The sequence below is a fragment of the Herbidospora galbida genome, assembly GCF_005233835.1.
GTDB lineage: Bacteria > Actinomycetota > Actinomycetes > Streptosporangiales > Streptosporangiaceae > Herbidospora > Herbidospora galbida.
Genome location: NZ_SZQA01000013.1, coordinates 108,941 through 122,954 on the forward strand (window position 1 = coordinate 108,941; position 14,014 = coordinate 122,954).

At 71.7% G+C, this 14,014-nt stretch carries 16 protein-coding genes and 1 tRNA gene; 12 read left to right on the forward strand and 5 right to left on the reverse strand.

All coding sequences use genetic code 11. The features are described from left to right. Positions 1 to 139: 139 nt before the first annotated feature. Both FDA94_RS15625 and FDA94_RS15630 read right to left on the reverse strand, forming a co-directional pair. Positions 140 to 212, reverse strand: a tRNA-Ala gene (locus tag FDA94_RS15625). 282 nt (positions 213 to 494) lie between these two features. Next, positions 495 to 1,067: a rhodanese-like domain-containing protein gene (locus tag FDA94_RS15630; RefSeq protein WP_137247786.1), complete on the reverse strand. Its 573-nt coding sequence runs from the start codon at positions 1,065 to 1,067 to the stop codon at positions 495 to 497. 71 nt (positions 1,068 to 1,138) lie between these two features. Between FDA94_RS15630 and FDA94_RS15635 the strand changes: the two genes are divergently transcribed. Together FDA94_RS15635 and FDA94_RS41540 are read left to right on the forward strand one after the other, a co-directional pair. Beyond that, entirely contained in the window at positions 1,139 to 2,089 is a 951-nt protein-coding gene (locus FDA94_RS15635) for a helix-turn-helix domain-containing protein (RefSeq protein WP_137247787.1), read from the forward strand. A 43-nt stretch (positions 2,090 to 2,132) separates the two neighbouring features. Then, positions 2,133 to 2,312, forward strand: a complete 180-nt coding sequence (locus FDA94_RS41540; protein WP_425460148.1) for a DUF6203 family protein — start codon at positions 2,133 to 2,135, stop codon at positions 2,310 to 2,312. On the opposite strand, the gene FDA94_RS15640 is transcribed toward FDA94_RS41540, so the two are convergent. Next, positions 2,266 to 2,610: an STAS domain-containing protein gene (locus tag FDA94_RS15640; RefSeq protein ID WP_137247788.1), complete on the reverse strand. Its 345-nt coding sequence runs from the start codon at positions 2,608 to 2,610 to the stop codon at positions 2,266 to 2,268. The genes FDA94_RS41540 and FDA94_RS15640 overlap by 47 nt on opposite strands. Positions 2,611 to 2,742: 132 nt before the next feature. On the opposite strand from FDA94_RS15640, the gene FDA94_RS15645 reads away from it, so the two are divergent. From FDA94_RS15645 to FDA94_RS15670, 6 genes are read left to right on the forward strand one after another with little or no spacing between them, the layout of a single operon-like run. Further along, complete coding sequence (locus tag FDA94_RS15645; RefSeq protein WP_137247789.1) at positions 2,743 to 3,582, forward strand: STAS domain-containing protein; 840 nt, start codon at positions 2,743 to 2,745, stop codon at positions 3,580 to 3,582. Next, a complete protein-coding gene (locus FDA94_RS15650) occupies positions 3,582 to 3,947 on the forward strand; it encodes an STAS domain-containing protein (protein ID WP_137247790.1) in 366 nt (121 codons plus the stop codon). Before FDA94_RS15645 ends, FDA94_RS15650 begins: the two co-directional genes overlap by 1 nt. Then, positions 3,944 to 4,342 (forward strand): anti-sigma regulatory factor, encoded by a 399-nt coding sequence (locus FDA94_RS15655; protein WP_137247791.1) that lies wholly within the window; start codon positions 3,944 to 3,946, stop codon positions 4,340 to 4,342. The genes FDA94_RS15650 and FDA94_RS15655 overlap by 4 nt, the downstream gene beginning before the upstream one ends. Continuing rightward, positions 4,339 to 5,292: an ATP-binding protein gene (locus FDA94_RS15660; protein ID WP_170990963.1), complete on the forward strand. Its 954-nt coding sequence runs from the start codon at positions 4,339 to 4,341 to the stop codon at positions 5,290 to 5,292. The genes FDA94_RS15655 and FDA94_RS15660 overlap by 4 nt, the downstream gene beginning before the upstream one ends. Then, positions 5,289 to 6,929: an ATP-binding protein gene (locus FDA94_RS15665; protein WP_137247793.1), complete on the forward strand. Its 1,641-nt coding sequence runs from the start codon at positions 5,289 to 5,291 to the stop codon at positions 6,927 to 6,929. The genes FDA94_RS15660 and FDA94_RS15665 overlap by 4 nt, the downstream gene beginning before the upstream one ends. Further along, a complete protein-coding gene (locus FDA94_RS15670; protein WP_137247794.1) occupies positions 6,922 to 8,463 on the forward strand; it encodes a fused response regulator/phosphatase in 1,542 nt (513 codons plus the stop codon). Before FDA94_RS15665 ends, FDA94_RS15670 begins: the two co-directional genes overlap by 8 nt. Here FDA94_RS15670 and FDA94_RS15675 read toward each other — a convergent pair. After that, a complete protein-coding gene (locus FDA94_RS15675; protein ID WP_137247795.1) occupies positions 8,418 to 9,413 on the reverse strand; it encodes a GlxA family transcriptional regulator in 996 nt (331 codons plus the stop codon). The genes FDA94_RS15670 and FDA94_RS15675 overlap by 46 nt on opposite strands. A 72-nt stretch (positions 9,414 to 9,485) precedes the next feature. Here FDA94_RS15675 and FDA94_RS15680 point away from each other — a divergent pair, with 72 nt between their 5' ends. Both FDA94_RS15680 and FDA94_RS15685 read left to right on the forward strand, forming a co-directional pair. Next, complete coding sequence (locus tag FDA94_RS15680) at positions 9,486 to 10,760, forward strand: MFS transporter (protein ID WP_170990964.1); 1,275 nt, start codon at positions 9,486 to 9,488, stop codon at positions 10,758 to 10,760. Continuing rightward, positions 10,757 to 11,449 (forward strand): aminoacyl-tRNA hydrolase, encoded by a 693-nt coding sequence (locus tag FDA94_RS15685; protein WP_212735338.1) that lies wholly within the window; start codon positions 10,757 to 10,759, stop codon positions 11,447 to 11,449. The genes FDA94_RS15680 and FDA94_RS15685 overlap by 4 nt, the downstream gene beginning before the upstream one ends. On the opposite strand, the gene FDA94_RS15690 is transcribed toward FDA94_RS15685, so the two are convergent. Next, positions 11,446 to 12,432, reverse strand: coding sequence for a DUF3616 domain-containing protein (locus FDA94_RS15690; protein ID WP_137247797.1), 987 nt, complete (start codon positions 12,430 to 12,432; stop codon positions 11,446 to 11,448). The two genes, FDA94_RS15685 and FDA94_RS15690, sit on opposite strands and share 4 nt — an antisense overlap. Positions 12,433 to 12,653: 221 nt before the next feature. On the opposite strand from FDA94_RS15690, the gene FDA94_RS15695 reads away from it, so the two are divergent. Both FDA94_RS15695 and FDA94_RS15700 read left to right on the forward strand, forming a co-directional pair. Further along, a complete protein-coding gene (locus tag FDA94_RS15695; RefSeq protein WP_137247798.1) occupies positions 12,654 to 13,442 on the forward strand; it encodes a hypothetical protein in 789 nt (262 codons plus the stop codon). A 56-nt stretch (positions 13,443 to 13,498) separates the two neighbouring features. Further along, positions 13,499 to 13,993: a DUF1269 domain-containing protein gene (locus tag FDA94_RS15700; RefSeq protein WP_137247799.1), complete on the forward strand. Its 495-nt coding sequence runs from the start codon at positions 13,499 to 13,501 to the stop codon at positions 13,991 to 13,993. The last annotated feature ends 21 nt before the right edge of the window (positions 13,994 to 14,014 follow it).

The window sequence follows — 14,014 nt, forward strand, 5'->3', positions numbered from 1 at the left end:
GCGGCCGGGGGAGCGCGAGGGGGCGAAAGCCCTCTCGTATCGGGGGTTCGGGGGGTCGTCCCCCCGTGTACGCAAAAGGGGAATGGCCCGTGGCAGTTGGTCCCGAAGGGCCAACAACCACGAGCCATCCCATTACCCGTGGAGCTAAGGGGATTCGAACCCCTGACCCCCTCCATGCCATGGAGGTGCGCTACCAGCTGCGCTATAGCCCCGAAGGTGTGAGACGAGTCTATCGGACTGGGGAGGGTGCCTGGGACGGGGAAGTGCCCCGACCGGCCCTCCTAGTCGTCATCAAGTAGAGGCCATCTCCCTCCCAAGTGCCGTCCCGCATTCTCTACCTGTCCCCGCCGCCCAGGCGGGAACCCGCGCGGCGGCAGGAGACACAGCGCGTGTCCCCAAAGGGGGGCGGCGCCGCGCGACCTGCGTCCCCGCAGGGCCGGTGTGGCACTCATACTCCACCGGCCCCGCGGGGCTGGCCACACGAAGCACGACCACTACACGACCTCGGGAACCACGCCATGATCACCCTCAGAGCCCGCCTGGCCAGAGCCGCGGCCCTCCTCCGCACCGCCGACCACGCCCGCCCGCACACCGAGCGCCCCTACGTCCCCCACTGGACCTTGAACAACCTTCGCTGAGGGGTTCCCCACCAGCGGGTCGGCCTTCCGCCGCTCGACCGTCCCGTCCCCCAGCTCGACGGGAAACCCCTCCTTCGCCCAGTACTCGAACCCGCCGATCATCTCCTTCACCCGATAGCCCAGCCGAGCGAAGGCCGCCCCACCCTGCTGGGCCCCGTTGCACCCCGGACTCCAGCAATAGACCACCACGGTCTGCTCGAACGGCAGCGTCGTGGCGGGGATCTCGCCGACGGGAATGTGGACGGCCCCGGGAACATGCCCCCGGTCCCAGCTCTCCCGGCTCCGGACGTCGACCACGACCACCCCGGTCACGCCGTCGGCCAGGTCACGGGCCACGTCGGCCACATCGGTCTCGACGGCCAGTCGGCCCGCGAAGTGGGCGAACGCGACGGCGGGGGAGGCGGCTGGGGTACGCAGAATCGCTGACATGCCGCCAAGCCTGACCCACCGACGAAAGCGGCAGAAGTGGCGGAAACGCCCACTTCCGCTAAGATCCCGCCATGTCCCATCGCGTCGCCGTCCTGGCCTTCGACGGCATGGCCCCGTTCGAGCTCGGCTGCGTCGTCGAAATCTTCAGCGTCGCCAGACCCGACGGCGTCGAGTGGTACGACCTGACCGTCTGCGCCGAGACCATCACCCCGCTCAAGGTCGTCGGCGGCTTCACGATGACCCCTTCACACGGGCTCGACGCGTTCAAGGGAGCGGGCACGGTCGTCATCCCGGGAGTCCGCGACGTCCGCCAAGAGGTCTCGCCGGCCCTCGTCGAGGCCACCCGCGCCGCCCACCGGAGCGGGGCGAGGGTCGTCTCGATCTGCTCGGGCGCGTTCGCGCTGGCCGCCGCCGGGCTGCTCGACGGCCGGGAGGCCACCACCCATTGGCGGTACGCCCCCCTGCTCAAGACCCGCTTCCCCGCCGTCACCGTCACCCCCGACGTCCTCTACGTCGACCACGGCGACGTCCTGACCAGCGCGGGCAGCGCGGCGGGGCTCGATCTGCTCCTCCACCTGGTCAGGACCGACCACGGTCCCACGGTCGCCAACGCGGTCGCCCGCCGGCTGGTCGTCGCGCCGCATCGGGAGGGCGGGCAGGCCCAGTTCATCGAGACCCCGGTCACCCCGACCGAGGAGGACGCCGTCGGGCGGGCGATGGAGTGGACGCTCGCGCGGCTGGCCGCGCCGGTGACGGTCGGTGAGATGGCCCGGCAGGCCGACATGTCGGAGCGGTCGTTCCTGCGGCACTTCGCCCGGAAGTCGGGCACCAGCCCGCTCAAATGGTTGATCGCGCAGCGGGTCGCGGCCAGTCTGCCGCTCCTGGAGGGGACCACGACGCCGGTCGAGGAGGTCGCCGCCGCCTGCGGGTTCGACAGCCCGGTCACCTTCCGGCACCACTTCACCCGGGCGATGCGGACCTCGCCGTCGGCCTATCGGCGGGCGTTCCAGGCCGGGGCATAGCCAGGGGGCCTACCTGCGGAGATCCGGGGCAGTGGCCATACACATGAAGAGAATTCTGCAGGTGTTCGTGACCCGGTGGCTGTCGAAGACCCCGCTGGGCATCGCCGTGCTGGGGGCCGGATGGTTCGTCAGCAGGCGTCGGCGGAAGGCCCGTGAGGCCGAGGAGAACGCGCGGTTCAGGCCGGGCCGGCGGCGACAGCCTCAGCGGGCGAGTCGTAGATAGGAATGTGGCCGGCCAGGCCGACCAGTTCCATCACCTTGCGCGGCGAGGGCCGGGGGCCGGTCAGGGCGATGCTGCCGCCCTGGGTCTGGGTGTGGTGCAGGGCGTCGAGGAGCACGCGGATGCCCGCGCTGTCCATGAAGGACATCTCGGCGAGGTCGAGCACCAGGTGGGCCGAGATCTCCCGGGCCCGGGTGACGGCCTCGTGCAGCTGCCCTGTGGTGGTGGCGTCGACGTCCCCGGCCACGGTGATCACGGCGTAGGCCCCCGACGGAGCCACGTGAACCCGGAGGTTGTCCATGATCTCCCTCTGTTCGTAAGCGCATAAGACCTACCACAGGGAGGCCTCTATTCAGAAACATGTCGCAGTACCGGCGACTTCTCTAGGGTGGTGGTTGCGAATAATGCGTATCCGGTACGACTTGGAGGCCACATGACCTCGGAACCCTTCGGTGACCTTATCGAGCGGTGCCGGGCGGTGGAGGACGATCTGGTCCGCCGCTGGCGGGCCGACGTGGCGGCCTCGTTGCGTGGAAGGGTCTCGGAGATCGAGCTCGACAAGGAGCTCCGGGAGATCCTCGACGCCGTGCTGTCGGCGGTGAGCGCGGCCGAGGGGGCCGACACCCGTTCCGCCGCCTACGGCGAGGCGCGGGCGTTGCTGGTCGACCTGTCCCGGGCCAGGGCCCTGCAGGGGTTCAGCCCGCGTGAGACGGCGGTCAGCGTCTTCGCGCTCAAGAAGGCGGTGCGTGAGTCGGTGGGCGCGGGGGAGGAGTTCCTCGCCTTCTCCGACGTGATCGACGAGCTCGCGCTGTTCACTTTCGAGACCTATGCGAAGGCCCGCGAAGAGGTGATCTCCAACCAGGCCGAGCAGCTGCTCGAACTGGCCACCCCGGTGGTCAAGCTCTGGCAGGGGGTCGTCGCGCTGCCGCTGGTCGGCACGCTCGACTCGGCGCGCGCCCAGGTCGTCATGGAGAAGCTGCTGCAGACGCTGGTCGACACCGGCAGCGAGTACGCCATCATCGACATCACCGGCGTCCCCGCGGTCGACACGCAGGTCGCGCAGCACCTGCTGAAGACGATCGTGGCGGCGCGGCTGATGGGGGCCGAGTGCATCATCTCCGGCATCCGGCCGCAGATCGCCCAGACGATCGTGGCGCTCGGCATCGAGTTCGGCGACATCGCCACCAAGGCCACGCTGGCCGACGCGCTGATGCTGGCCCTGGGCCGCATCGGGGTCGACGTCGCGGCCGAGATGTCCAAGCGCGGCCTGTGATGGAACGGCTCCCGATTCTGAAGATCGGCCCGATGCTGCTGGTCTCGATCCAGGTCGACCTGCGCGACGACATGGTGATCGCGCTCCAGGAGGACCTGGCCGACCGGATCGTCGACACCGGCGCGCGGGGCGTCGTGATCGACATCACCGCCCTCGACATCGTCGACTCCTTCACCGGCCGGATGCTGGCCACGATCGCGGCCCTCTCGCGGGTGCTCGACGCCGAGACGGTGGTCGTGGGCATGCGCCCGGCGGTCGCGATCACCCTCGTGGAGCTGGGGCTGTCCCTCGACGGGATCAAGACGGCCCTCGACGTGGAACGCGGCATGCGGTTGCTGAGCTCGGCCGGCGGCGTGGGGAGATGACCGCCCAGGAACTCCCCATCACGGGCGACGCCGACGTCGTCCGGGTCCGCCAGGCGGTGCGGGCGGCGGCCGTCGAGGCCAAGCTGTCGCTCGTCGACCAGACCAAGCTCGTGACTGCGGCCAGCGAGCTGGCCCGCAACACCCTCACCTACGGCGGGGGCGGCGGCGCCCTCGTCGAACAGCTCGACAACGGCCTGCGCAAGGGCGTGCGGGCCGTCTTCCACGACAAGGGCCCCGGGATCGCCGACGTCGCGCAGGCGCTGACCGACGGCTTCACCAGCGGCTCGGGCATGGGGCTCGGGCTCGGCGGGGCCCGCCGGCTCGTCGACGAGTTCGTCATCGAGACGGCGCCCGGCGACGGAACCACCGTGACGGTGGTCAAGTGGGCCCGGTGACCGCCGTCTGGATCGACGTCACCGAAGAGAGCGCGGTCGGCGCGGTCCGCCGCGCGGCCGTCGACCGGGCGAGGGCGGCGGGGCTGCCCGAGGGCAGGGTCGCCGAGGTCGCCATCGTGGCGGCCGAGCTGGCCGCCAACGTCCAGCGGCACGCGGGCAGCGGGACGGTCCTGGTCCGCCGGGGCACGGCACACGTCGAGATCGTGGCCGTCGACTCGGGGCCGGGCTTCGACCCGCCGCCCGTCGAGGGACTGTCGACCCGCGGCGGCCTGGGCATCGGCCTGGGGGCCATCACCCGCCTGTCCGACTCCTTCGACGTCTACTCACGGCCGGGGCTCGGCACGGTCTTCGCGGTACGGATGGGGGAGCCCGCCCCCCTCGACATCACCGGCCTGACCCGGCCGATGCCGGGCGAGGACCTGGGCGGAGACGCCTACGCCTGGCGTACCGACGACGACACGATCAGCCTGCTGCTCTGCGACGGGCTGGGGCACGGCCCGCTGGCCGCCTCGGCGGCGGGCGCGGCGGTCCGGGCCTTCGAGGAGGCCGCCGCCGGGCCGCCCGCGCAGCTCGTGAAGCACGTCCACGGTGAGATCTCCCACACCCGGGGCGTGGCCGTGGCCATCGCCCAGGCCGGGGGCGGCACCCTCACCTTCGCCGGGCTGGGCAACATCGCGGCGACGGTCGTCCACCGGGGCGACCACCGGGGGCTGATCTCCCTGCCGGGCATCGCCGGGCACCGCGCGGCCGCCATCAGACAGTACGACTACCCCCTCCCTCCCGGGGCACTGATCGTCATGCACACCGACGGCCTGCGGCAGCGCTGGACCTTCGGCGACTATCCGGGCCTGGTCACGCGCCGGTCCCCGGTGATCGCCGGGACCCTCCTGCGGGATCTCGGGGTCCGCCGCGACGACGCCGGTGTGCTGGTCGCCAGGATGCCGTCATGACATCGGGCGAGCTGTTGTCGATCGAGGTCACAGGCGAGGGCGACGTGTTCACACTGCGGCAGCGCGCCCGCGTGGTGGCCGATGCGGCGGGGCTCGACCAGCAAGACCAGGTGCGCCTGGCGACCGCGCTCAGCGAGGTCGGCCGGGAGGTGCTCACCCAGGCGGGGGGCGCGAGAATAGCCTTCTCCATCGACGGTTCGCTGCGGGTCCGCGTCCGCGGCTACGGTCCGCTCAGCCCGGCCGCCCCGGGCTTCGCGGCGGCGGCCCGGTTGGTCGACGAGGTGTCGCACGAGGGGGAGGACGTCATCCTGAGCAAGGGGTTGCCCCCCGGCCGTTACACCGGCGACTGGCTGCGCAACCTGCGCGCCCTCCTGGCGGGGTTGGCCAAGCCGAGCCCGCTCGACGAACTGCGCGCCCAGAACCAGGAACTCATGGCGGCGCTGGAGGACGTCCAGTCGCAGCGCGACGAGCTGGAGGAGACCAACCGGGGCGTGATGGCCCTCTACACCCAGCTGTCGGAGGAGCTCGAACGCACCAACCAGGGTGTGGTGGCCCTCTACGCCGAGCTGGAGGACAAGTCGGCCCAGCTGCGCGAGGCGAGCGAGGCCAAGAGCCGGTTCCTGGCCAACGTCAGCCACGAGCTGCGCGCCCCGGCCAGCTCGATCCTGGGCCTGGCCCGCATGCTGCTCGAACTCGGCGAACCCCTCGACGACGAGAAGCGCCGCCAGGCCGAGCTGATCCGCGAGTCGGGCCGCGACCTGCTCAACCTCGTCAACGAGCTGCTCGACCTGGCCAAGGCCGAGTCGGGCCGCATCGAGCCCGAGGTCGTCGACGTGTCGCTGCGCGGCCTGCTGCGCCGCCTCAAGGAGACGTTGCGGCCGATGGCGCGCGAGGGGGTCACGCTGGTCGTCGACGACCCCGACGGCGTGGAGATCCTGCAGACCGACGAGCTGATGCTCACCCGCGTGCTGCGCAACCTGCTCACCAACGGCCTGAAGTTCACCGAGCGCGGCGAGGTCAGGGTCGGCGCCCACGCCGACGGCGACCACGTCCTGCTGCGGGTCTCCGACACCGGCATCGGCATCTCCGATGAGGAGATCGAGCGTATCTTCGAGGAGTTCCACCAGGTCAGAGGCCCCATCCAGGCCTCGGTGACAGGAACCGGCCTGGGCCTGCCCTATGCCCGGAGCCTGGTCGCCATCCTCGGGGGCGAGATGTCGGTCCGGAGCGTGGTCGGGGAGGGCACGGTCTTCGAGGTACGCCTCCCGCGCCTCGACCGCATCCGGCTGGGCCGGGTCGTCATCGCCGACGACGACGCCGCCTTCCGCACCATGCTGCGCGGCCTCCTCCACGGGGTCGCCGAGGAGATCGAGGACGCCGCCGACGGCTACGCCGCCCTCGCGGCCGTCCGGCGGGCCCGGCCCGACCTGCTCCTGCTCGACCTGCGGATGCCCGGCCTGACCGGCGAGGAGGTCATCAGGGAGCTGCGCGCCGACCCCGACCTGGCCGCCACCCGCGTCATCGTGGTCACCTCGACCGACACGGACGGCATCGACGGTGTGGCCCTGGACAAGTCACGCCTGACCCGGGGGGAGTTGCTCCGGGCGGTCGGCGAGATCGGAAAACGCGATGCCTGAACGAATCCTCGTCGTCGACGACATCAGCGCCAACCGCTACGTCATCGCCACCTGGCTCCAGCACTCGGGGTACGCGGTCGTCGAGGCCGCCTCCGGCGGCGAGGCGCTCAGCCTGATCAAGGAGTCGCTGCCCGACCTGGTGCTGCTCGACGTCCGCATGCCCGACATGTCGGGGTTCGAGGTGTGTGAGCGGATCAAGGCCGACCCGGTCAGCGCGGCCGTGCCGGTGATCCACCTGACCGCGTCGGCGGTCGGGGTCGGCGACCGGACGCAGGGCCTGGCCCGCGGCGCCGACGGCTATCTCGTCGAACCGGTCGAACCCGAGGTGCTGCTGGCCACGGTCAACGCGACCCTCCGGTACGCCCGCGCCCGCCGCCAGGCCGAACGGCTGGCCGGGCGGCTGGCCGGCCTGTCGGACACCACCCTCGCCATCAACATGGCCGGGACCCTCGACGAACTGCTCGGGGCGGCGGCCGAGGGCGCGCTCCGGATGTTCGGCGGGCCCGCGACCGTGTTCGCGCCGACCGAGGTGGGCAGCCGCTTCGTCACCTGCGATCTCGACGGGATGGTCGCGGGCGATTCGCCGCTGCTCGACCCCGGCGGGGTGCCGCGCGGGCCGACCCTGCGCACCACCCCCGGGTCCGACTGGGCCGGGGTGCTGGCGCCGTCGGTCGCGGCCGAGGAGGTCAAGGTCGCGCTGGCCCGGGTGCAGGGGAGGCCACCGGTGGGGGTGCTCGTGGAGGCGGCGCTCGCCTTCGGCGACGACGACGCCCACGTGCTCAGCCAGCTCTCGATGGGGGTGGCGCTGGCGGTCGAGGCGCTGCGGTCGATCGACGAGGAGCGGCGCATCGCGCTCACCCTCCAGCGGGCCCTGCTGCCCCGGTCACTGCCCGAGGTGGAGGGGGTCGAGCTGGCCGCCCGCTACGTGCCGGCCAGCTCGAATGCCGAGATCGGCGGCGACTTCTACGAGGTCATCGAGATCGGCGGCAAGCTCATGGTCGCGATCGGCGACGTGATGGGCCACTCGCTGCACGCCGCGACCGTGATGGCCGAGATCCGGCACGCCGTGCGCGCCTACGCCAGCGAGGGCCACCCGCTCGACGAGATCCTGCGGCAGGTCAACCTGCTGATGCTCCGGTTCCTGCCGCGTGAGCTGGCCACGGTGGCGCTGCTGCTGCTCACCCCGTCGACGGGTGAGATCGTGATGTGCAACGCGGGGCACCTGCCGCCGCTGCTGGTCTCGAAGCGGCGTACCGACTATCTGAGCATGCCCGGACCGCTGCTCGGCGCCCGCCTGCACCGGCCCGGCGAGGCGCGGTTCACGCTCGAACCGGGCGAGTCGCTGGTGCTGGTCACCGACGGGCTGGTGGAGCGCCGCGACCTGACCCTGCAAGAGGGCATGGCCCGGCTCCAGGAGCTGTCGGGCAGCGTCGAGGACGACCTGGAGGCTTACTGCGACCGGGTGATCGACGCGATGATGCGCCCCGATCACGAAGACGACGTCGCGCTGGTGGTGCTGCGCAGGGCGGCCTGAGGCCGGAAGGTCTGCCGGTAGGCGATGGGGGAGACGCCGACCGCCGCGTGCAGGTGCTGGCGCAGCGACACGGCGGTGCCGAACCCGGCCTGCCGGGCCACCTCGTCGACCGGCAGGCCGGTCGTCTCCAGCAGCCGGCGGGCGTGCTCGACCCGCTGGCGGTTGAGCCAGCGGGCGGGTGACAGGCCGGTCTCCTCGCGGAAGCGGCGGGTGAAGGTGCGCACGCTCATCCGGGCGTGCGCGGCCAGCGCGTTGAGGTCGAGCGGTTCGGCCAGCCGCGACAGCATCCAGGCCCGGGTCGACTCGGTCGAGGCACCCTGGGCGGGCGGCAGCGGACGTTCGATGAACTGGGCCTGGCCGCCCTCGCGGAACGGCGCGGTCACGCAGCGGCGGGCCACCCGGTTGGCGACCTCGGTGCCGAAGTCGGACCGGATGATGTGCAGGGCCAGATCGGTGCCGGCCGCGACGCCCGCCGAGGTGAGGATGTCGCCGTCGTCGACGAACAGCACCTCGGGGTTGAGCAGCACGTCGGGGTAGAGCCGCCGGAACCGGTTCGCGTTGCGCCAGTGGGTGGTCGCGGCGCGCCCGTCGAGCAGCCCGGCCGCCGCCAGCACGAACGCGCCGGTACAGATCGACACGATGCGCTTGCGCCCGGCGACCGCCCGGAGCGCCTCGGCCACCCCGGGTTCGAGGGAGCCCTCGAACGGCAACCCGCCGTGGACGCCCGGGACGATCACCGTGTCGGCGTCCTCCAGGAGCGACAGGTCGTGGTCCGGCACGATGGCGTAGCCCGCGGCGCAGCGGACCGGCCCGCCGCCGGGCGTGCAGGTCCTGACGTCGTAGAGTTTCCGCCGGTCGGCGTCTTCGGCGATGCCGAAGAACTGGCCGGGGATGCCGACGTCCATGGTCGCGAAGTCGTCGAGCACCAGCATGGCCACACGATGGAGCATGGCCCGATTCTTTCACATATTGGCTTATGGGCCACTAGTGCCCTCCACCTGCTCTTGAGCAGGATGTCCGGCATGACCATCACACGGGGGGTGACCCGGCCCGCACGCGTGCACCGGGCCTGGATCGTGGGCGGCATCGCCCTGATCGCGATCATCGGCGCGGCCGGGTTCCGGGCGACGCCCGGCGTCCTGATCACGCCGCTGCAGGACGAGTTCGGCTGGTCGCGCGGCACCATCGGGTTCGCCGTGTCGATCAACCTCATGTTCTACGGCCTCACCGCCCCCTTCGCCGCCGCCCTGATGGACCGCTTCGGCATGCGCAGGGTCGTCACCTACGCCCTCGCGCTGGTCGCCCTCGGCAGCGGCGTGACCGTCTTCATGACCGCGAGCTGGCAGCTCGTGCTCTGCTGGGGCGTGCTCGTCGGGCTCGGCACCGGCTCGATGGCGCTGGTCTTCGCCGCCACGCTGACCCAGCGGTGGTTCGTGCGCAGCCGGGGCCTGGTGACCGGCATCCTGACCGCCGGGGGCGCGACCGGGCAGCTCATCTTCCTGCCGGTGCTCGCGCTGCTCGTCGAGGGCAGCGGCTGGCGGACCGCCGCACTGGTCGTGGCGGGCTCGGCGCTGGCGGTGGTGCCGCTGGTCTTCTTCCTGCTGCGCGACCACCCCGCCGACGTCGGGCTGCTCCCGTACGGCGCCACCGAGCCCCCGCCGCCCCCCGTCCCCGCCACGGTCGGACCGGCCACGCGCGCCCTGTCGACCCTGCGGAGGGCCGCCCGGACCCGGTCGTTCTGGTATCTGGCCGGCGGGTTCGCCATCTGCGGCGCGTCGACCAACGGCCTGGTCGGCACCCACTTCATCCCGGCCGCCCACGACCACGGCATGGCCGAGCCGGTCGCGGCGGGCCTGCTGGCGGTCATCGGGATCTTCGACATCGCCGGGACGATCCTGTCGGGCTGGCTGAGCGACCGCATCGACGCGCGGGTGCTGCTGGGCGTCTACTACGCCCTGCGGGGCGCCTCGCTGCTGATCCTGCCGCAGCTCTTCAGCGACTCGGCCCACCCCAGCATGGTCGTGTTCATCGTCTTCTACGGCCTCGACTGGGTGGCCACGGTCCCCCCGACGGTGGCGCTCTGCCGCAAGATCTACGGCGACGACGGGCCGATCGTGTTCGGCTGGGTCTTCGCCTCCCACCAGATCGGCGCGGCCTTCGCGGCGACCCTGGCCGGGGTGACCCGCGACCACCTCGGCACCTACGACCTCGCCTGGTACGTATCGGGCGGACTTTGCGCACTTGCCGCCATCATGTCGATACGGATCGCGCGCGGGGCTGGCAGTATTGGCCGGTGAGCCAATACGTGCTGCCGCTGGTGGTCCGGATCGAACGGGCGACTCCGCCACGGCGTACCGACGCGCTTGAAGCCGCCGCGCTGGCCGTGCTGCGCATGGTCAACGACCACCGTTCGGGCGGCGAGGGCGAATGGGCCGAGGCCGTCCGGGGCTGGGAGAGCCACGGCATCCGCAAGGTGGTCCGCCGGGCCCGCGGCGCCGAATGGACGCGGGTGCTCCAGCTGCCCGGCGAGACGGTGACCGCCGGAACCGCCGCCGTACGCGTCCACCCGCCCATCCCGCTCGACGGCTGGCCCAAAGACCTGTCGCGGCTGCAGGTGTCCGGGACCGACCTCGACGACCCCGAGCCGCCGGGGCCCGCCGGGGCGCCCTGCGTGCTGTGGATCAACCCCCACCTGGAGATGACCGCCGGCAAGGCGATGGCCCAGGCCGGGCACGCCGCCCAGCTGGCGTGGTGGGCGACCACGCCGTCCGACCGCGCGGCGTGGGCCGAGACCGGGTTCGCGGTGTCGGTCCGGACGGCCAGCCCCTACGACTGGGCCAAGCTGGCCGAGGCCGACCTGCCGGCCGTCCGCGACGCGGGGTTCACCGAGATCGCGCCGGGCTCGGTGACGGTCGTCGCCACCGCGCCGTGGCTGCGCGAGGGCGGCTTCCGCCCGGCGGGCCGGGGCCCGCTGCGCAACACCTAGACGGTCAGCACGTCGGCCCAGACACCTTCGGGCGTGAGCCGCGAGGGTGAAGGGCTGTCGTGGACGATCATCAGCTGCCCGTCGCCCAGCACCGCCAGGCCTTCGGGGCGGTCGTCTCTGACGCCCGTCGCCAGGTCGGCGACGTGGATGGGCGGGTCGGCGAAGCCGTTGCCGGGCGTCCAGCGCACGATCTTCACCGGACCGTCGTGGGTCATGGTGGGCCCGGCGAGAATCAGGATCTCCGCGCCGAGCGGGCACAGGTCGCGGATGCCCAGGCCGTCGAGGTCGACGAAGTGGGTGCGGTAGCGGGCGTCGCCGACCGGAGCGAAGCGCAGCCGGCTCTCGTCGTGGGGGTCGGGCTCGGGGCGGATCTCCAGGATGACGGCCCAGCCGCGCAACACGGGCCCGCGCAGGCCGACGAACACCCGCTCGCCGATGACCGCGATGCCCTCGATGTCGACGCCGTTGTCCTTGCCCGGCAGCCGCAGGAACGGCGCGAGATGGGGGTCGTGTTCGAGCATGTCGGCCAGGTTGCGCCCGGGTCCGCACAGGATGGCGGCCCGGCGCGCGCCGTCTCTGCGCACCGGCACGGGCAGGCCGTCGCGGTCGACGAGAGGGAGGCGTACGAGAACGAAGCGGTTCTCCTCGCGCAGGACCGTGGCCAGCCGCTTGCGGGCCTTGTCGCCGTTCTGGCCGGGTTTGACGCGCTTGCGCTTGAGGCTGTGGGAGCCGACGGCCCAGAGCCAGCCGTCGGCGCGGGCCAGGCCCTCGATGTCGGCCTCGTCGTCGGGACCGGCGGGCAGGTCGACGAAGTCGGCCAGCCGGAAGGTCTGGTGATCCTGGAAGGCGCCGTCGCGCCACGTGAGCCGTTCGACCCCCGCCCACTCGTCTCCGGCGACCCAGAGACACCGGCCATCCTGGCGCACGGCGGAAAGATCGTGATGGATCGCCGATCCCGGGGCGAACCGGAGCTCTACCTGCACCCAGTCATTATGAGCCGCAAACCTCGTTCCCGAAGTGTGATGGCTATCGCACCCGAATTGCCGTGATTTGCCGTACGCTCGCCGACGTGCCACCTGGGGACTATGGGACGAAGGCCACTCCTTCGTACGTTGCGGCGGAAGCGGAGACCAGCCCGTTACCGAAGATCACGATCCCGGACCCTCCACCACCGCCGTCGATCAAAGGCCTGGGCGATCTGCCCATGCGGCTCGTCTACCGGACCGCCGCCGTCGTGACGGTCGTCGCCGCCCTGGGAGTGGTGGCCGCAGGGGTCGTCCTCACCCGCAACGACCCCGGTGAGGCCGCCGCGGCCGCGCCCGCCCCCAAGGCCGACCCGGTCACGGTCGCCGCGACGACCGCGCCGCCGCCCTCGCCCTCGCCGGTGCTCCCGAGCCCGCCGCCGTCCCCCTCGGTCAGCGCGCTCTCGACCGCGATGACCGACGCGCTCGACGACCCCCGGGTGCCCGAGCTCCCCGGAGACCAGAAGAAGCTGCGGACCTTCGCCGGCAAGCCCGCCAAGATCCGCGGCTCGATCAAAGACCAGCGCTCGGGCGTGGCCTTCCCCCGCTTCGCCGGCGACTGGGATCTGGCCTCGGCCTCGCCGTTCGCGTCCCGCCAGCAGCTGCCCAAGGTCAAGGGGTCGGCCTACCGGGGCCTGCTGGTCTCCTGCCCGGTGCCGATCGAGGTGCAGGACGACCTGAAGGACACCGCCTTCCTGGCCGCCCGCTGGACGCTCAACCACCACCCGGCCGGCGCCACCCTCAAGTGGACGTCCGCCGATCTGACCACGATCGACGACCGCCCGGCCTGGGTGCTCGGCTACGACGTCACGTACACGATCAAGGGCGACAAGCGGAAGTCGACCGCCGCGATCGCGCTCGTGGACGTGCCCGCCGCCAAGCCCGCGCTGGTCTTCATCAGCATCCCGGACAGCCAGAAGAAGAACTACCGCGACATCAACACGGTGATGAGCAAGATCAAGGTGCTTTAGACCCGGTCTCATCTGGGGAAATATCCCCTTATCTGGACTTCGGGGGGAGCTCCATCATGGCTACATTGATCGCCATCGCGTATGACGACCTCGGTACCGCCGTACAGGTAAGGGACAAGCTGTTCCAGCTCCAGCAGGAACACCTGATCACACTCACGGACGCCGCCATCGTCGAGCACACCGCCGAGGGCAAGATCAAGATGAAGCCGGCCGTCAACATGGCCGCGACCGGGGCGGCGGGCGGCGCCCTGTGGGGCGGCCTGATCGGCCTCATCTTCTTCATGCCGCTGATCGGCGCGGCCGTCGGCGCCGCGACCGGCGCCCTGGTCGGCGCCAAGACGGACATCGGGGTCGACGACAAGTTCATGAAGGACGTCGCCGAGGGCCTCAAGCCGGGCGGCGCGGCCCTGTTCCTGCTCGTCGAGGACAGCACCCGCGACAAGGTGCTGCCGCAGGTCGCGCCCATGGGCGGGCGCATCATCCACACGTCCCTGACGCAGGAGGCCGAGAACCAGCTCAAGGAGGCCATCGAGGCGGCCCGACACCACTGACGCCTGCCATAGAGCCGAGGA